The organism is Chitinophaga sp. OAE865, assembly GCF_040546735.1.
GTDB classification, from domain to species: Bacteria; Bacteroidota; Bacteroidia; order Chitinophagales; family Chitinophagaceae; genus Chitinophaga; species Chitinophaga polysaccharea_A.
In genome coordinates, this window is sequence record NZ_JBEPOF010000001.1 from 4,362,107 (window position 1) to 4,379,164 (window position 17,058).

General features: G+C 47.5%; 15 protein-coding genes. 7 read left to right on the forward strand and 8 right to left on the reverse strand.

Features of this window, described 5'->3' with window-relative positions; translation table 11 throughout:
* Nucleotides 1–16 precede the first annotated feature (16 nt).
* Nucleotides 17–1,459: a sodium:solute symporter gene (locus ABIE50_RS17640; protein WP_209857610.1), complete on the reverse strand. Its 1,443-nt coding sequence runs from the start codon at nucleotides 1,457–1,459 to the stop codon at nucleotides 17–19.
* Nucleotides 1,460–1,721: 262 nt separating this feature from the next.
* Between ABIE50_RS17640 and ABIE50_RS17645 the strand changes: the two genes are divergently transcribed.
* The gene (locus ABIE50_RS17645; protein ID WP_209857611.1) at nucleotides 1,722–2,654 is read left to right on the forward strand and encodes a bifunctional helix-turn-helix transcriptional regulator/GNAT family N-acetyltransferase; all 933 of its coding nucleotides are present in this window, start codon (nucleotides 1,722–1,724) and stop codon (nucleotides 2,652–2,654) included.
* 18 nt (nucleotides 2,655–2,672) lie between these two features.
* Here the strand turns inward: ABIE50_RS17645 and ABIE50_RS17650 are convergent, their stop codons facing one another.
* Nucleotides 2,673–3,134 carry a DinB family protein gene (locus tag ABIE50_RS17650; RefSeq protein WP_209857612.1) on the reverse strand — a complete coding sequence of 154 codons (462 nt, stop codon included), beginning with the start codon at nucleotides 3,132–3,134 and terminating at the stop codon, nucleotides 2,673–2,675.
* Between the two features lie 120 nt (nucleotides 3,135–3,254).
* Between ABIE50_RS17650 and ABIE50_RS17655 the strand changes: the two genes are divergently transcribed.
* The 4 genes from ABIE50_RS17655 (at nucleotide 3,255) to ABIE50_RS17670 (ending at nucleotide 10,579) form a co-directional block, all read left to right on the forward strand.
* Nucleotides 3,255–4,892: an acyl-CoA carboxylase subunit beta gene (locus tag ABIE50_RS17655; protein WP_209857613.1), complete on the forward strand. Its 1,638-nt coding sequence runs from the start codon at nucleotides 3,255–3,257 to the stop codon at nucleotides 4,890–4,892.
* 69 nt (nucleotides 4,893–4,961) lie between these two features.
* Nucleotides 4,962–5,423: a ribonuclease HI gene (gene rnhA, locus ABIE50_RS17660; RefSeq protein WP_209857614.1), complete on the forward strand. Its 462-nt coding sequence runs from the start codon at nucleotides 4,962–4,964 to the stop codon at nucleotides 5,421–5,423.
* A 564-nt stretch (nucleotides 5,424–5,987) separates the two neighbouring features.
* Nucleotides 5,988–9,077: a SusC/RagA family TonB-linked outer membrane protein gene (locus ABIE50_RS17665; protein ID WP_209857615.1), complete on the forward strand. Its 3,090-nt coding sequence runs from the start codon at nucleotides 5,988–5,990 to the stop codon at nucleotides 9,075–9,077.
* A gap of 11 nt (nucleotides 9,078–9,088) precedes the next feature.
* A complete protein-coding gene (locus ABIE50_RS17670) occupies nucleotides 9,089–10,579 on the forward strand; it encodes a RagB/SusD family nutrient uptake outer membrane protein (RefSeq protein ID WP_209857616.1) in 1,491 nt (496 codons plus the stop codon).
* Between the two features lie 125 nt (nucleotides 10,580–10,704).
* Here the strand turns inward: ABIE50_RS17670 and ABIE50_RS17675 are convergent, their stop codons facing one another.
* Nucleotides 10,705–11,268 (reverse strand): methyltransferase family protein, encoded by a 564-nt coding sequence (locus tag ABIE50_RS17675; protein ID WP_209857617.1) that lies wholly within the window; start codon nucleotides 11,266–11,268, stop codon nucleotides 10,705–10,707.
* Nucleotides 11,269–11,363: 95 nt separating this feature from the next.
* On the opposite strand from ABIE50_RS17675, the gene trxA reads away from it, so the two are divergent.
* The gene (gene trxA / locus ABIE50_RS17680; RefSeq protein WP_142686870.1) at nucleotides 11,364–11,660 is read left to right on the forward strand and encodes a thioredoxin; all 297 of its coding nucleotides are present in this window, start codon (nucleotides 11,364–11,366) and stop codon (nucleotides 11,658–11,660) included.
* A 39-nt stretch (nucleotides 11,661–11,699) separates the two neighbouring features.
* Here trxA and ABIE50_RS17685 read toward each other — a convergent pair whose 3' ends face one another.
* From ABIE50_RS17685 to fbaA, 4 genes are all read right to left on the reverse strand, one after another.
* Nucleotides 11,700–12,851, reverse strand: coding sequence for a tetratricopeptide repeat protein (locus ABIE50_RS17685; protein WP_209857618.1), 1,152 nt, complete (start codon nucleotides 12,849–12,851; stop codon nucleotides 11,700–11,702).
* A gap of 48 nt (nucleotides 12,852–12,899) precedes the next feature.
* Entirely contained in the window at nucleotides 12,900–13,337 is a 438-nt protein-coding gene (gene smpB / locus ABIE50_RS17690; RefSeq protein ID WP_142686872.1) for an SsrA-binding protein SmpB, read from the reverse strand.
* 100 nt (nucleotides 13,338–13,437) lie between these two features.
* Nucleotides 13,438–14,286, reverse strand: a complete 849-nt coding sequence (accD, locus tag ABIE50_RS17695) for an acetyl-CoA carboxylase, carboxyltransferase subunit beta (RefSeq protein ID WP_209857619.1) — start codon at nucleotides 14,284–14,286, stop codon at nucleotides 13,438–13,440.
* 198 nt (nucleotides 14,287–14,484) lie between these two features.
* Nucleotides 14,485–15,552, reverse strand: a complete 1,068-nt coding sequence (gene fbaA, locus ABIE50_RS17700; protein ID WP_142686874.1) for a class II fructose-bisphosphate aldolase — start codon at nucleotides 15,550–15,552, stop codon at nucleotides 14,485–14,487.
* Between the two features lie 137 nt (nucleotides 15,553–15,689).
* Between fbaA and ABIE50_RS17705 the strand changes: the two genes are divergently transcribed.
* The gene (locus ABIE50_RS17705) at nucleotides 15,690–16,502 is read left to right on the forward strand and encodes an alpha/beta fold hydrolase (RefSeq protein WP_209857620.1); all 813 of its coding nucleotides are present in this window, start codon (nucleotides 15,690–15,692) and stop codon (nucleotides 16,500–16,502) included.
* On the opposite strand, the gene ABIE50_RS17710 is transcribed toward ABIE50_RS17705, so the two are convergent.
* Nucleotides 16,499–16,942 (reverse strand): QcrA and Rieske domain-containing protein, encoded by a 444-nt coding sequence (locus tag ABIE50_RS17710; RefSeq protein ID WP_209857621.1) that lies wholly within the window; start codon nucleotides 16,940–16,942, stop codon nucleotides 16,499–16,501. The genes ABIE50_RS17705 and ABIE50_RS17710 overlap by 4 nt on opposite strands.
* Nucleotides 16,943–17,058: the final 116 nt, after the last annotated feature.

Here is a 17,058-nt window from a genome sequence, read left to right on the forward strand (position 1 = left end):
CCGGAAAAATTACGATTTAATCTTTACGGGAAACCAGCAGTAATCCGATAAAGGTAAACAACCCGTTAATGATCAGCAATTCAAGCCCTATCTGGAATTTACCAAAAATGCTGGTCTGGTAAATATCCACCACCAGGCAAAGCAGTGGCGCTGCCACACATACAGCAGGCACCAGCGCATCCTGTACTTTACGTTTGGTTAGGATCCCGAAGGCAAAAAGCCCCAGCAGCGGCCCATACGTATAGGTAGCCACTTTCAGGATAACGCCTATCATGCTTTGGTTATTCACCCATTCAAACACCATCACAAAAAGCAGGAAAATAAATGCCATGAGCAGGTGAATGCGCTGGCGGTACTTTTTCTTCTCGGCTTCTGTCCAGTCGGTCCGCTTCTGCATATCCAGGATATCGATGCAGAGGGAAGAGGTGAGGGCAGTCATGGCGCCATCGGCGCTGGGAAACAAGGCAGAAATAAGAGCAATGATAAATATTACAGAGATCACCGGCGGCATATGATGCAGTGCCAGTTCGGGGAATAGCCGGTCGCCTGTGGCCGTTACCTGCTGTTGTGCGCCATATAAATGAAGCAGTCCGCCCAGGAAAAGGAACAGGCCAATAACGATCACCATAATAAACGCCAGCGATACCATGTTCTTTTTGGAGTCTTTAAGCGTTTTTACAGAGATGTTTTTCTGCATCATCTCCTGGTCGAGGCCGGTCATGGTGATAGTGATGAACGCGCCTGCCAGGATCTGCTTCCCGAAAAAGAGCTTATCGTTCGGATCGGTATTGAATATTTTTGTCAGCCCTCTTTCGCCCATTGCGGTAAAGCTTTCGCCCAGGCTCAGGTGCATTGTATGCAGGATATAGCCTACGCAAATTACCAACCCCGCCAGCATACAGGTAGTTTGCAGGGTATCCGTATATACAATTGTTTTTACGCCGCCTTCATAGGTGTACAGCAGTATCATAAACAGGATGATAATGGTGGTAAGCCAGAAGGGCACGCCAAAGCTGGAGAGGATGGCATCCTGCAATATTCTTACTACCAGGTATAGCCTGGCCGTTGCTCCCAGTGTACGGGAAAGAATAAAAAAGGAGGCGCCGGTCTTATAGGAGCTTCTCCCAAAGCGGCTGTCGAGGTAATTGTAGATAGATGTTAATTGCAGCCGGTAATAAAGCGGTATCAGCACATAGGCGATGGTAATATAGCCTATAAAGTATCCCAGGGTGATCTGCATGTAGGAAAAGGCATCACGGCCAACGGCGCCGGGGACGCTTACAAAAGTAACCCCGCTCAGTGAGGTGCCTATCATGCCAAAGGCAACCAGCATCCAGTTACTGTTGCGGTTCCCGATGAAGAACGAGTCGTTGTTGGAATTACGGCCCGTATACCAGGCTACCACCAGCAGGATAACGAAATACGCAATAACGAATGAGAATAATAATCCAGGAGACATAATCAAATTTAATCAAGATACTACTTTCCTGCTAAGGCACAAAAGAGCAAAAACGCAAAGATAGCAGGGTTGGGTGATAAATCCTTGGTCAGACAACATCCGCTTATAACAACAAAACACAAGTTAAAAGTTCAGGCTAATCATTATAATCATCATAATCCTGAGTCAGACAAAATCCGCTACAGGAAATATTTGACTTAGGCAAATAATAAACTTGCTTTTGTCAAGTAATTATTTATTTTTGTCTGGAAAACAAGTGACTATGAACGTGGAATCAGCGGTTGTCAGCGATATCCGTCGCTTTAATCGTTTCTATACCGGCATGATAGGCCTGCTGAACCAGCATATCCTGCAGAGCAATCTTTCCTTATCGGAAGTAAGGGTGTTGTATGAGATAGGACAACTGGGAAAGTGTACTGCCGGGCAATTAATTGCCATCCTGAAAATAGACGGGGGATACCTTAGCCGTATGCTGAAGAAGTTTGAGAAAGGCGGGTGGCTTAACAGGCAGCAGTCTACCGCCGACGGGCGTACGTTTTTTCTTTATCTCAGTGCCTCCGGTAAAAGATTACTGTCCGGTCTGGAGGAAAAATCCACCCGTGAGATCCGGCAGCTTACCGGTCATCTCTCCGGCGAACAGCAACAGCAGGTGGCCGGCGCCATGAAAACCATTGAACAGGTATTAACCGCGCAACCAGGTGAGCAAACTACGGATATACGTATCCGTTACAACCTCCTCCCTGGTGATGTTGGCTATCTTATTTACCTGCACGGGCAGCTGTATGCAAAGGAATCGGGTTATAACCTGGAGTTTGAAGCCTATGTGTGCAAAACATTTTACGAATTTCTTCCTACCTATAACCCGGCAAAAGACAGGATGTTCCTGGCAACCGTAAATGATCAGATTGTTGGCTCTGTAGCCATTCTCGGGTCTTCCCGGCACCTGGCCCAGTTACGCTGGTTCCTCATCCATCCCGATTACCGGGGGAAAGGACTTGGGAAAAAACTGTTGCAGGAAGCGATCGACTTCTGCAGGGAAAAAAATTATCAGAAGGTTTACCTGATGACTACCAGCATGCAGGAAACGGCGATCGCCCTTTATAAAAAAGCCGGTTTCCGCAAAACCGGTGAGAAGCACCTGCAGCTATGGGGACAGCAGCTCTATGAGCAGCGTTACGATATTGACCTGTATTGAGAGTCGCATTTACCCCCCTCAGGCATATTTATGTAACAGCACTATCTGCCCGAGGTGATAGGCATCATGCTCCGCCAGTCCCTGGATATAATAAATTGCCTGGTGCTCCGTTCCCGGGAAGATATCAAACAGCTCCTTCTCCGGGAACTTCCTGATAGTGGCGGCCATCAGCTCAAAGGAGTGGGCCAGCCGGTGTATGGTGGCCTGCCAGTTCTCCTCCCCGTGATTTTCCGGCATATAAAAATCAGGCAGGTCGCCGTCCTGCTCCGGGGCTTCATTGTGCATATACCGCTGCACCCGCTGGTGCCAGAAAATAACGTGGTTTACGATCTGCCAGATATTGTTGGATCCCCCGAAAGATTTCACTGCCTGCCGGGCATCGATACGGGAGAGATGTACCTGGAATGTAACATCGATCCAGGGATCGCCATTGTAAAGCTTTTCAAGTGATGCGGCTAAATGCTCCAGTAATAAAGACATACCATAGGATTTTTATTTTTAAAGATATCCGGCGTCAGACGCCGGCAGCCTTCCCGTTATTCGTAATTTACTGAATTCTTTCCCTTATTTTTAAAGAATATAAAAACCAAAACCATCGTTATGGATCAGCAGCAACTGGAAACCAACAAAAATGAAGATGCCATGCGGATGGCAATCAGCACCATGAAACAACGCCTGGGCGTAATAGAACAGGGCGGCGGAAAGAAAAGCCTGGAGAAAGTGAGACAAAGAGGCAAGCTCACTGCCAGGGAACGCATTCAGTACCTCATCGATAAAGACACTCCCTTTACCGAGATCGGCGCATTTGCTGCATACGATATGTATGAAGAATATGGCGGATGCCCGGCGGCAGGGACCGTAGGAGGTATCGGCTATGTAAGCGGCCGCCAGTGTATGATCGTAGCCAACGATATGACCGTTAAAGCAGGGGCCTGGTTTCCTATGACCGGTAAAAAGAACCTGCGTCTCCAGGAGATCGCCATGGAAAACAGGTTGCCGGTCATCTACCTGGTAGACAGTGCCGGCGTGTTTCTGCCAATGCAGGACGAAATTTTCCCGGATAAGGAACACTTCGGCCGCATTTTCCGCAACAACGCCCGCATGAGCGCCATGGGCATTACACAAATCGCCGCCGTTATGGGCAGCTGCGTGGCCGGCGGAGCCTACCTGCCCATAATGAGTGACGAGGTGCTGATGGTGGAAGGCAACGGCTCCATTTTCCTTGCCGGCCCCTATCTGGTGAAGGCCGCCATTGGGGAAGACGTAGATGCGGAAACGTTAGGAGGCGCTGTTACACATACCGAGATCTCGGGGATTGCGGACTATAAATTCAAATCCGATGAGGAATGCCTCGACCAGGTAAAGCGTATCGTAAGCAAAATAGGTGAGGGCGGGAACGCCGGTTTCGACCGGGTGGCGTCCCAACCGCCGGCCAAATCAACCGATGAGCTGCGCAGCATACTGCCGGCCGACAGCTCCCGTCCATACGACATGCTGGAAATAATAGAACGCATTACAGATGCCAACACATTTGATCAATACAAACAGGACTACGGCAAAAGTATTATTTGCGGCTATGCGCGCATCGATGGATGGGCGGTAGGCATCGTTGCCAATCAACGGAAAATTGTAAAAAGCCGTAAAGGTGAAATGCAGATGGGTGGCGTTATTTATAACGACAGCGCTGATAAGGCCGCCCGCTTTATTATGAATTGCAACCAGAAAAAGATCCCGCTGGTGTTCCTCCAGGATGTAACAGGATTCATGGTAGGCAGCAGGAGTGAGCACTCCGGCATTATTAAAGACGGCGCCAAGCTGGTGAATGCCGTAGCTAATTCCGTGGTGCCGAAAATTACTGTCATCATCGGAAACTCCTATGGAGCGGGTAACTATGCCATGTGCGGTAAAGCCTATGATCCACGCTTCATTTACGCCTGGCCATCTGCAAAGATCGCGGTAATGGGAGGAGAGCAGGCCGCCAAAACATTATTGCAGATCCAGGTGGCTTCCCTGAAAGCAAAAGGACAGGTGATCACACCAGAAGAAGAAGCCCGCCTGCTGAAAGAAATCACAGACAAATACAATGCGCAGACTACTCCCTACTATGCTGCCTCCCGGTTGTGGGTAGATGATATCATTGATCCTGCAGATACCAGGCTAAGGATCGCAGAAGGCATTAAAGCAGCCAATAACGCCCCCCTGGAGCAACCCTTTAATGTAGGCGTTTTCCAGGTATAAGGAAGGGAGGGGAAAGTGTTCGATCCCCTCCACACTTTTCCTTATCTTCGCGCTGCTTTAAAATTGAACATGGCTGAACTGGTAGTATATACAGATGGTGCATCCCGTGGCAATCCCGGCCCGGGCGGATATGGCGTTGTGCTTATATGGGGGAATGTAAGAAAGGAATTATCGCAGGGATACCGTAAAACCACCAACAACAGGATGGAGCTCCTGGCGGTGATTGTAGCGCTGGAAGCGCTGAAAAAAGATGGATTAACAGTGACCATTTTTACAGACAGTAAATATGTGGTGGACAGCATAGAGAAAGGATGGTTATGGGGTTGGGTGAAAATTAATTTTAAAGAGAAGAAGAATAAAGATCTCTGGCTACGCTTTATCCCCTTATATAAGAAGCATACGGTGAAGATGCAATGGGTGAAAGGCCATGCCAGCAATCCTTTCAATATCCGTTGTGATGAATTGGCCACACAGGCTGCCGATAGCGGCAACTGGCTGATAGACGAAGGTTTTGAACACGGGTTTGCATAAATAATAACCTGCTTCTTTCCAAACCAACCGGCGGGCATAATTATAGTAAAGTGCCGGCGCTGGGCTGTACTGTGGCCAATATAACGCTCACTGTCTCCGGTGTTATCATCGTATTACTGATGCATAAGGGCAGTTGATTTCCGTTCATCACATTTTTTAACAATGAAACCCGCGTCTTTATTGAAGATCTATCTTCATAAAAAAAAATTTCCTCAACATTTTTAACAATTCTTTTGTTTTTAAATATGAAAGCATATAGCTTTGCGTCCCATTAGTCTATAGAATTTATAGGATAATAGATCGGAACTAATTAAAGAATTGCTTATGGACAAGACGACCCTACCATATTTTGTATGCAACTATTGTTGTTGCTTTCAGTAAGAACTAAACATTTGTCTGCTTAACCAAAGCAGGTTACAACAATCATTAACTGTTTCCGGAACTCCGTCTGTACCGGCGTCCAAACAATAATGGGATACAATGCTGCAATGCCTGTTCAGTAACAGACAAGGACGGGTATTGCCATGAAAAACCAAATCACAGCAAAACTCTCAACATTTTACTATGTTACAACGACTACTCCTCTTTCTGCTGCTCATCGTACCCATGGCAGTATTTGCTCAAACACGTACGGTAACCGGCCGTGTTTATTCCGCAAAGGATAATTCTCCTTTACCGGGTGCTTCGGTGGTAATTAAAGGAACCACCACCGGCGTGGTAAGTGACGGGGAAGGCAATTTCAGCCTGCAGGTAACTGACCCTTCCGCCACTACACTGGTGATCCGTTTTATTGGGATGGAACAACAGGAAGTGCCCATCAGCACATCGCCTCTTAATATTTCACTCCGTTCTTCCGGGAAGGATATTGATGAAATTGTAGTGGTGGCTTATGGTACTGCTAAAAAGAGCTCCTATACCGGTTCTGTATCGCAGATCAAAAGCGAGGAACTGGTGAACAGGCAGGTATCCAGCGTTACCAAAGCGCTACAGGGGCTTGCTGCGGGTGTGCAAAGCACTTCCACCAGTGGCCAGCCGGGTTCAGACGCTACCATCCGCATCCGAGGTATTGGTTCCATCAACGCATCCGCTGATCCCTTATACGTGGTAGATGGTGTGCCTTACGGAGGTAGCCTGAATGCCATTAATCCCTATGATATTGAATCCATCAGCGTACTGAAAGACGCTGCTTCCAGCGCCCTGTACGGTTCCCGCGGCGCCAACGGCTTAGTGATCATCACTACCAAGAAGGGAAAGAAACAGGGAAGTAATATAGACGTTCGCGTTAGTCAGGGTTTTTCTAAAAGGGCGGTTGACAACTACGACCGTGTAAGCACCGATCAGTATTTTGAAATGTACTGGGAGGCCATTCGTAATGGCGGGCTTACCAGCGGCTTATCGCCCGCTACTGCTGCCGCACAGGCCAGCAGCAATCTGGTAAGAAGGGTAGGCATTAACCCTTACGGTACTGCATTCCCCCAGCCGGTAGGCACCGACGGTAAATTAGTTGCAGGCGCAAAGGCCCTGTGGGACGACAACTGGGACGATGCCATGCAACGCACCGGGAAGCGCACGGAAGCTGATGTGGCCCTCAGCGGCGCCAGCGAAAAAACAAGGTATTATGTTTCCGGTGGATACCTGAACGATCAGGGCATCTATCTTGCCTCCGGTTTTAAACGCTATAACCTCCGCAGCAATATTGATATTGATGCCAAGAAGTGGTTAAAGGTAGGACTGAACCTCAATGGTACGCACTCCGAACAGGATGCCCCGCCATCGGAAGATAGTAGATCCGATAACTACGTGAACTATGGCCGCCTGATGTCAAATTTCTATCCTATCTATCAGCGCGACCGCACCACCGGCGCTTATATCCTGGATGCCAACGGCAATAAGATCTTCGACTATGGCAGCTACCGCCCCAGTGCAGCAAACACCAACACCAACCTGGTAGCTACCTCCGCGATAGATAAGCACCGGCTTACCCGTGACGACTTATCAGCCCGCCTGTATGGAGAAGCTACTATCTGGCGCGGACTTAAATTCAAATCAAGCTATAATGCTGATTATACCGCCAAGCAACAATACGACTACACCAATCCCACACTGGGCTTTGATGCAGAAGTAGGCGGAACAATTGAAAGGCTTAATACCCGCGTGTTCAGCTGGACCTTCAACAACATCTTCACTTATGAAGAAACGTTCAATGAAAAGCATCACCTGAACCTGCTGGCAGGCCAGGAAGCCTATAAGTATACCACCACTTTCCTGGATGGTCAGAAATCCGGCTTCTCGCTGCCAGGTCTTGAAGAACTGTCAGACGCCTCTCTCATCAAGGATCTGCAGGGATACACTGATACGTATACTCTCTCCAGCTTCCTCGGCAGGGCAGAATATGATTATGTAGGGAAATACTTTTTATCAGCTTCCCTTCGCCGCGACGGATCTTCACGATTTGCACCCAATCACCGCTGGGGCACCTTCTGGTCTGTTGGCGGTTCCTGGAAATTAACGGAAGAAGATTTTCTGAAGAACAATTCCTGGCTTAACCTGCTCACACTCCGTGCCAGCTACGGCGGGCAAGGTAACGATAACCTCGGTGATGACGCTTTCTATAACTATTACCCGTTGCTGAATGTAAACAGCAACCTCGGTGAAGGCGGTACTTACCGTCGCCAGGTATATAACCCCAACCTGCAATGGGAAACAAACCTGAACTTAAACATTGGCGTTGACTTCAGTATGTTTGAAAATCGTTTAGGCGGTACCGTAGAGTTCTTCCAGCGCAAATCGCAGGATCTGCTGTACTCCAGGCCAATGGCGCCTTCTGTAGGTTATTCCGCTGTAGATGAAAATATCGGTGCACTGAAAAATACCGGTGTGGAAGGTACCATACATGCTGTGCCGGTGAAAACTAAAGACTTCAGCTGGAGCATTGACCTGAACGCTACCCACTATAAAAATAAGATCACAGAATTGCCGCAGAAAGAAATTATCAGTGGTACAAAGAAACTCATGGTAGGTAAATCTATCTATGATTTTTACCTGAGAAAATGGGCTGGTGTAAACCAGGAAACCGGTTTGCCAATGTGGTATATTGATAATGCAGACGGCACCAAAGGTACTACTGGCAACTATTCTGCCGCTACGCAGTATTATAACGGCTCATCACTGCCGGATGTTTACGGTGGTTTCACCAATACTTTCACCTATAAGGGCTTTTCACTGTCTTTCATGATGGTATACAGTCTTGGTGGTAAAGTACTGGACCAGGATTACCTGTTTCTGCTGGGCACAGGTACTTCCGCCGGCCGTCCTTTCAGTACAGAAATGCTGAACCGCTGGACACCGGAAAACAAAGTAACGGATGTACCTAAACTGACTACCGTGCAAACCAACTGGACTTCAGTATCCGACCGTTTCCTGTATGACGCGAGCTATGCAAGGTTGAAAACACTGAACATCAGCTATAACCTCCCTAAATCGCTGATGGATAAAGCGCATCTTAACAACGTGCTCATTTATGTACAGGGAGAAAACCTGTTCACGATCTATAACCACCAGGGCCTTGATCCGGAACAATCAGTAGGAGGTACTACCTATTATCGTTACCCGGCCATTAAATCTATTTCTGCAGGTATTAATCTGAGCTTCTAAAAATTACAACCATGAAAAAGAACATATTCCTTATAATAATCGCTGCTTTGGTGTTGGGCGCCTGCAACAAGGATTTCCTGGACACCAGGCCAACCAATGCTGTACCGGACGACCAGGTGTTTAATACCGCCGACAACGTGGAAACAGTGATCAACGGTACCTGGGCATATATGTTTGAAGAATTCTTCACGTTTGCAGTACCGGGTTACAAATCCATTCACCTCACCAGCGATGCCATGGGCAGTGATGTGGCTGTTACCCAATCTTACGGCTTGCGTGACTCATACGGATATACCGAAATGACAGATAATACCAAGAACCGGGTAACTGCTTTCTGGACCATCCTTTACAAAGTGATCGACAACTGCAACAACGTGATCGCAAAAGTAGACAATGCTACCGGCGATGAAGATAAAAAACAACGCCTGAAAGGTCAGGCATATGCCCTGCGCGCCAATTGCTACCTTACGCTGGCTTCCTTTTACCAGTTCAACAGCACCGGTACTGAAAAGGCTATTCCCATCTATACAGAGCCATCCGGGCCTACTACAGCAGGAAAGCCCAAATCAACCATCGGCGATGTATATAAGCTGGTGATAGACGATCTGCAGAAAGCACTGCCGCTGCTGAAAAATTATGAGCGCAGCGCTACCCAGAAATGGAAGATAAATATTAATGTAGCGAACGGCTTGCTGGCGCGTGCATACCTCTATAACCGCCAGTGGGCCAACGCTATTACCGCGGCAGTAGCTGCCCGCAATGGCTATCCACTGATGTCAGGAGATGATTATAATAAAGGCTTCAGCGACATTAACAATGGTGAATGGATCTGGGGACATGCACAAACGCCTAACCAGAGCAACGCCAGCTATAACTTCCATTTCCTGGATGTTTCCAGCCCGGCTTCCTATTACCAGAGCTTCATGGCAGATCCTTACTTTAAGAATTTCTTCGACAGTGCAGATGTGCGTTTCCGTTTGTTCGACTGGGATACGCTGCCCGACCAGGAAGGTTACCTGCGCTATAAGAAATTCCGTTTCCGTGATGCAGGCGCGCTGGTGGGCGACTTGGTACTGATGCGCTCTGCAGAAATGTACCTGATAGAAGCAGAAGCATATGCACAAAGCGCTAATGAGGCCAAAGGTGCAGAAGCGCTTAATGTGCTCCGCGCTACACGGAATGCAACACTGTATAAAGGTGGTGGCAGACTGATAGATACCATCCTTGTAGAAAGAAGAAAAGAACTATGGGGAGAAGGATTTTCCCTGTCTGATATTATTCGTACAGGCGGTACCGTAGTAAGGAAACCGTTCCTTTCCTATAACGGGCAGGATAGTATCATCAGCGTGCCAAGAGGCGATGGCACCTTTGTGAAAGTGCCTGCCCAGGGGCATCTTACGCTGAAGCAGCCAGATGGTATGCCGTTTGTGCCTTACAGCAAGTACTACCTGTTTGCCATACCGATCTCAGAGCTGCAAAATAATCCGAATATCAATAACTGATCAGTATTGTCCGGTATCAGTTAAATTCCTTTCAGAAGCGGTGGGTATGCGGGAAGTATCTGTACCGGCATCATTAAAATAAAAAATCCCCTCGAATTTTCGAGGGGATTTTTATCTTATTAACGTTAGTAGATCCACGGGATAATACGGCTGGTGCGCTTCATATAGTTGGTATATTCTTCACCAAACTGGGAGCGCAATACTTTTTCTTCTACATTCATCCGGTAAACAAACGCTGCAAATACAGGAATAAATACAATAGCCAATCCAAGCCAGCTGTTCAGCGACAGCCCGAATCCCAGGAAAGACAACAGGGACCCGGCGTAGGAGGGATGCCGCAATATGCTGTACAACCCATCCTTTTTAATGTGATGGTCTTTACGGATGGTCACGTTTACGGTAAACAACCGGCCCAGCTGTGCAATAGCTACAAATCGAAGTACCATTCCCAGCAGTATAACGCTGAGGCCTATACGATTCATGTCTGGCCCGGGGAGAATGTAGTAACTTGTTTTTGCCGCTACTATCACGGAAATATTAATGAATACAATGATCACGATCCAGATGAAAGCCAGGCTGCCCTGGTCCTGCTTTTTCCTGTCGTCCGCGCCAGTGCCCCGGAGAATGCGGTGCAGTAAGATCTCTGAGAGGAACCACGCGAAATAAATGATGGTGGATAGCAAGTTCATAGATAACAGATAAGACGGATTATATGTGTAATATATGTTATGTTTTTCGCTTTTCAAAAAGTCCGTAATTTGTGGATGGAATTAAAACATGTGCTATGGAAAACCTGCAGGCGATAATCGCTTCTCCCACACCCGTACTGATTGATTGTTTTGCCACCTGGTGCGGTCCCTGCCAGATGGTGCCTCCCATATTGAAAGAGGTAAAGGATAAAATGGGTGAAAAGATCCGGATTATCAAGATAGACATAGATAAAAATCAGCAGCTGGCCGCTCAGTGGCAGATCAGCAGCGTGCCTACCTTATTGCTTTTCCGCGAAGGTAAGCTGATATGGAGACAGAGCGGGGTGGTACCTGCGCATCAGCTGATACCATTGCTGCAGCAGAAGATATAACATAAAAAAAGTCTCCGGATTCCGGAGACTTTTTTTATGTTATATCCTGTTATAAAAACTTTGCAGATCCCTCGCCAGCACATCATAAATAGGCCGCGTAAATTCCATGAACAGATCAGTAGGCGGTGGTGGAGGCATATCCCGTCCGCCCATCAGCTGTTTATCTTCATCACTTAAAGCTCTTTCATCTCCCTTGAATGTACCATACTGGTTCAGCCAGGTATAGCTGCCGGGTATACGGTCGGTACGCAGCAATTGTCCATTGGAGGTATTGGTAATGCGATAGTCCAGCAGCCCTTTCGACACTACCGTTTTTTTAGTGATATACAGGGTTGCTTTTACTGTTTTATAGATATTGGATTCGTTTCCGGTAGAATCTTTGGTGGTGCCCACCACAATTTCTTTTGAAACATCGCGCTCGATGCGGTCTACATAGGTTTGGCCCACTATAAAATCAAAGAAGCGCAGTTCAATATATTCATCGGGGCGGAGGTTTTCATTGCGGGCCACCCGCTCATCATAGAACTGTACAAACTGGTTGATATTTCGTTGCTGCAGGTTGCGTACCAGGTAATCACGGAACTGGTCGGCGCTGAACTGGTAATAGGGCGAGCGTACTTCAATTTCACTTACTACCACGTTGATTACTCCCATCTGGTAGGCTTCGTCCCGGCGTTGTTTGGCGTCGCGGTAATTGGGGATGAGCTTAAGCGCGGCGCCGAACTCCTCGTAAGCCTGCCGTGCACTGGCTTTATCGCCCTGGTTCAGTAAAGACATGCCGCGGTCGTACCGCATTTCAGCGGCGTTTTCCTGGGCGCCTGTAATGGCATCCCTGTAATCCTTCGGCTGTACCAGTTTAAGGGCGGCAGGGGAGTTGTGAATGGCGTTATAAAGGCTTTGCATGGCCCTGTACTCATTCCGTATACTTTCCCACTTGAGCTCGTTGTTGGAGCGTAGATATGCACTAACCCGGTCTTCCCGTACCAGTTGCGCCTGTTTGTAGGCATCCGGCAGCAGCCGCGTAGCGGTGGCGTCCTGGGGTTTTCGCTGCAGCTTTTTCACAAAAGCAGTAACGGCTTCATCGTACCTGCCTTTGTTGAATAATTTTTCACCTGATTTACAGGAAAGAATAAAGGTGTAGAGAAAGATGGTGATAATGCTCAGTAGTTGTCTGAATATTAACTTTTTCAATGGGGAACTGTTTTTAAAAGGATATGCTTTTGCCTGCCGGCGCTTTGTCTATTTATATTGTCGTCTGAGCTCCCTGTCGGCTTCCCTTGCTTTGATAGAGTCGCGCTTATCATGAAGCTTTTTACCTTTACCAATACCAATCTCCATTTTTGCCAGGCTTTTATCAGTAATGAATATACGAAGTGGTACAATGGTATAGCCGCGTTCTTTGATCTTGTTTTCCATTTTTCTCAGTTCCCGTTTGGTGAGCAGCAGCTTACGCTCGCGCAGGGGATCATGGTTGGAGGAAGTACCGTGCGAATATTCCGCAATATGCAGGCTTCTTACGTATAATTCTCCCTTTGAAAAATAGCAGAAGGAATCGTTAAAGCTCACCTTACCTGCACGGATGGACTTGATCTCAGTGCCAAGCAACACCATTCCTGCAATGAATTTATCTTCTATTGCGTACTCAAAATATGCCGATCTGTTCTTTAATTCTGCCATTTATGCTTTGATATGAGGGGTTGGTTTTTAGCCTTCAACGGTTGGCAGTTGCTGGAATATCCATGCAGGTGCCAACCGTCGGAGCCTAAAAGCTGTCTTCTTAATTTTTAAAGATGGTAAGCAAACTTGCCAACTTCGTCTTCAGTTCTTTTCTATCCATGATGAAATCCAGGAAACCGTGCTCCAGCAGGAATTCGGCGCTCTGGAAACCAGCAGGTAAGTCTTTCTTGATGGTTTCTTTGATGATCCTCGGACCGGCAAAACCGATAAGGGCGCCTGGCTCAGCAATGTTAAGATCGCCCAGCATTGCATAAGAGGCTGTTACACCGCCGGTGGTAGGATCGGTCATCAGGGAGATGTAGGGGAGCCTTGCATCAGCCAGCTGTGTGAGCTTGGCGGATGTTTTGGCCATCTGCATCAGGGAGAAGGCGCTTTCCATCATACGGGCGCCGCCTGATTTGGAGATGATCATCAGCGGCATCTTATGTACAATACAGTAATCGATGGAGCGGGCAATCTTTTCACCAACAACAGAACCCATGGAACCACCAATAAAGTTAAAATCCATGCACGCCACTACGAGATCATTTCCCAGCACTTTACCCGTACCCACGGTCATCGCATCTTTCAGGCCTGATTTCTTCTGCGCATCCTTCAGCCTGTCGCCATAAGGCTTCAGATCTTTAAAGCCCAGGAAGTCGGTCGGGTATATATTTGGGAACAGTTCCTCGAACTGGTTGTTATCAAAGATGATCTCAAAGTACTCGGCAGAGTTAATACGGTTGTGATAATTACACTTATCGCAAACATAGTAATGCTCCTTCAGATCCTTTACGGTGGTGGTTTTTTTACAGTTAGGACACTTGTGCCACAAACCATCCGGTGCTTCTTTCTTTTCACTGGTGGTGGTAGAGATGCCTTGTTTAATTCGCTTAAACCAGCTTGACATATTTTACTATTAGATTAGAAAATAGTGGTGCAAGATACGAATTATCGCATAAAGCCAAAAACATATAGGGAAAAGTATAAAGTTTAAATCAAAAAGCAAAAAGCCATTGTAGTGGAGATAATAACATATACATATAATATATGACGCTTTATCCCCTTTACAACAGCTTTTTGCTTTATATGTCAGGCGTTTGACTTATTATGCGTTCCTGTTAATACAGTTCAGATCCCTGAACGCTTCTTCCAGGCGTTTAACAAAGGTTTCTTCTCCTTTGCGCAGCCATACGCGCGGATCGTAGTATTTTTTATTTGGTTTGTCCGGTCCTTCGGGGTTACCCAGCTGAGCCTGGAGGTAATCCTTCTTTGCTTCGTAGAAATCGTGGATACCTTCCCAGAATGCCCACTGCATATCTGTATCAATGTTCATTTTGATAACGCCATAACCCAGCGCTTCAGTGATCTGGTGCTTTGGAGAACCGCTACCACCGTGGAATACGTAGAATACCGGTTTAGCGGCAGTTTTAAATTTCTCCTGGATGAATTCCTGGCTGTTATGCAGGATCACCGGGCGGAGCTCTACGTTACCAGGGGAGTATACGCCATGAACGTTACCGAAAGCAGCTGCCACGGTGAAACGCGGGCCTACCTTTGATAAAATTTCATATGCATAGGCTACTTCTTCAGGCTGAGTGTACAGCTTGGAGTTGTCTACGCCGGAATTGTCCACACCATCTTCTTCACCACCGGTTACGCCCAGCTCAATTTCGATGGACATACCCAGTTTATTCATTCTCTCAAAATATTTATGAGAAATTTCGATGTTCTCTGCAATCGGCTCTTCAGACAGGTCCAGCATATGGGAACTGTAAAGCGGCTGACCGGTTTGTTTGAAATGTTGTTCGCCTGCATCCAGCAGACCGTCTATCCATGGCAGCCATTTCTTGGCAGCATGGTCTGTATGCAGTACTACGGGAACACCGTAATATTTAGCCACTTCATGTACATGTTTGGCGCCGGAAATACCACCTGCAATGTTAGCCTGCAGCTTGTCGTTCGGCATACCTTTACCGGCAAAAAATTGTGCACCGCCGTTAGAAAACTGGATGATAACCGGTGAATTCACTTTAGCAGCTGTTTCCAGTACCGCATTCACGGAGTTAGTTCCCACAACATTTACGGCAGGCATAGCAAATCCGTTGTCTTTGGCATCGTTATACAGCGCATCCAGCTCTTCGCCGAATAGTACGCCAGCTCTGTATTTTCCCATACTCTGATATGTGTTTTAATTTTTTAGGAAAGCAAATATAAGGAGTTAAATAGAAGATTTATAGCGAAAAGTAAGTGCTTATGTATTAATTCTACCAACAGAAAAATGTATTTTAACCGGTATCAATCCCGTTTTATATGAAATTATTCCTGTTTTTCTTTGCGGTGATATGTCTGCAAATGCCATCCGGTAGTGCATCTGCAGATAATGCAACCGATTCCCTGCAGTACTTCACTTCCTTTGATGGTACCCGGATCCATTATACCGTTACCGGTACAGGAGCTCCCGTATTATTGGTACATGGCTTCATTGTGAACGGGGATTCCTGGAAAAAAACGGCCTTGTATGATTCATTGCTCGTACACGGGTATAAGGTAATAACCCTTGACCTGAGAGGGAACGGGGCATCGGATCATCCGCACGACAGCCTCGCGTATCTCGATGATGCGGAAACAAAGGACATTATGGGATTGATGACCTGGCTTAATATTAATAATTACCAGGCAGTTGGCTATTCAAGAGGCAGTATCATCGTATCGCGCTTACTGGTGCTGGATGCCAGGGTACGCAGCGCGGTGATGGGAGGGATGGGTACTGCTTTTACAAATCCCGCCTGGCCGCGCCGGCAGCAGTTTTACGAGGCGCTTTCCGGGAAAGAGGTACCGGAGCTGGCCGCGATGGTGAAATATGTGCAACAGTCGGGGCTGGATCAGCGCGCCCTTGCCATGATGCAGTTGGGCCAGCCCACTACTACACCTCAGGAGCTGGCCGGCGTGCATCAGCCGGTATTGGTTATCGGGGGGGATAAGGACGAAGACAATGATACCGGTGGCTCACTCGCAGCCATGATGCCGGCAGGAATGCACGGCACCGTAGCCGGAGATCATAATTCAGTAGTACGCAGCGTGCCCTTTGCGGAATGGGTGCTCGATTTTCTTGAGAAACATTAGCTCACTGTGAGCACATTTCCATCTACCTTAATAGTATAAGCCGTCAGCGCTGCAGAGGCCGGGCCTGTGTTTACCGCGCCGGTAGTGGTATACCGGCTGCCATGGCCGCAGGGCGCATTACATTCTATCAATTTGGAGCTGTTGTTGTAGGTAGCCACCGTGCAACCCTGGTGAGTGCAGGTGCTGGAAAGCGCCGTGAAAGCCGATGCTGTGTTGCCGGCAGCAACACGGATAATGATCACCCCGTTGGAGATCTTAAAGTCGCCCACATTGGTGAGATCACTGCCGAGGTTTAATGATAGTTTGGCATTGCCGCCACCACCGCCGGGAGGAGCAGGATCAGGATTATCGTTGCCTCCCTTGCTGCAGGCAGCTAAACCGGCGGTACAAACAAGTGCCAGTGTAAGTCCGATGTTGGAAACAAAGTCTCTTCTTTCCATAAAGTGCGTTTTAATTGAGTGGATCGTTATCCTGTTTACGCAGTTGAAAAGAAGAACGTTGCCTCAGCATGCGAATTTTGCCGCGAATTTTGTCTGACCCGGGATTATGATGATTT

Coding starts and splice junctions, on each gene's coding strand:
- ABIE50_RS17640 (WP_209857610.1), bottom strand. CDS start 1,459: ATGTCTCCTGGATTATTATTCTCATTCGTTATTGCGTATTTCGTTATC.
- ABIE50_RS17645 (WP_209857611.1), top strand. CDS start 1,722: ATGAACGTGGAATCAGCGGTTGTCAGCGATATCCGTCGCTTTAATCGT.
- ABIE50_RS17650 (WP_209857612.1), bottom strand. CDS start 3,134: ATGTCTTTATTACTGGAGCATTTAGCCGCATCACTTGAAAAGCTTTAC.
- ABIE50_RS17655 (WP_209857613.1), top strand. CDS start 3,255: ATGGATCAGCAGCAACTGGAAACCAACAAAAATGAAGATGCCATGCGG.
- rnhA (WP_209857614.1), top strand. CDS start 4,962: ATGGCTGAACTGGTAGTATATACAGATGGTGCATCCCGTGGCAATCCC.
- ABIE50_RS17665 (WP_209857615.1), top strand. CDS start 5,988: ATGTTACAACGACTACTCCTCTTTCTGCTGCTCATCGTACCCATGGCA.
- ABIE50_RS17670 (WP_209857616.1), top strand. CDS start 9,089: ATGAAAAAGAACATATTCCTTATAATAATCGCTGCTTTGGTGTTGGGC.
- ABIE50_RS17675 (WP_209857617.1), bottom strand. CDS start 11,268: ATGAACTTGCTATCCACCATCATTTATTTCGCGTGGTTCCTCTCAGAG.
- trxA (WP_142686870.1), top strand. CDS start 11,364: ATGGAAAACCTGCAGGCGATAATCGCTTCTCCCACACCCGTACTGATT.
- smpB (WP_142686872.1), bottom strand. CDS start 13,337: ATGGCAGAATTAAAGAACAGATCGGCATATTTTGAGTACGCAATAGAA.
- accD (WP_209857619.1), bottom strand. CDS start 14,286: ATGTCAAGCTGGTTTAAGCGAATTAAACAAGGCATCTCTACCACCACC.
- fbaA (WP_142686874.1), bottom strand. CDS start 15,552: ATGGGAAAATACAGAGCTGGCGTACTATTCGGCGAAGAGCTGGATGCG.
- ABIE50_RS17705 (WP_209857620.1), top strand. CDS start 15,690: ATGAAATTATTCCTGTTTTTCTTTGCGGTGATATGTCTGCAAATGCCA.
- ABIE50_RS17710 (WP_209857621.1), bottom strand. CDS start 16,942: ATGGAAAGAAGAGACTTTGTTTCCAACATCGGACTTACACTGGCACTT.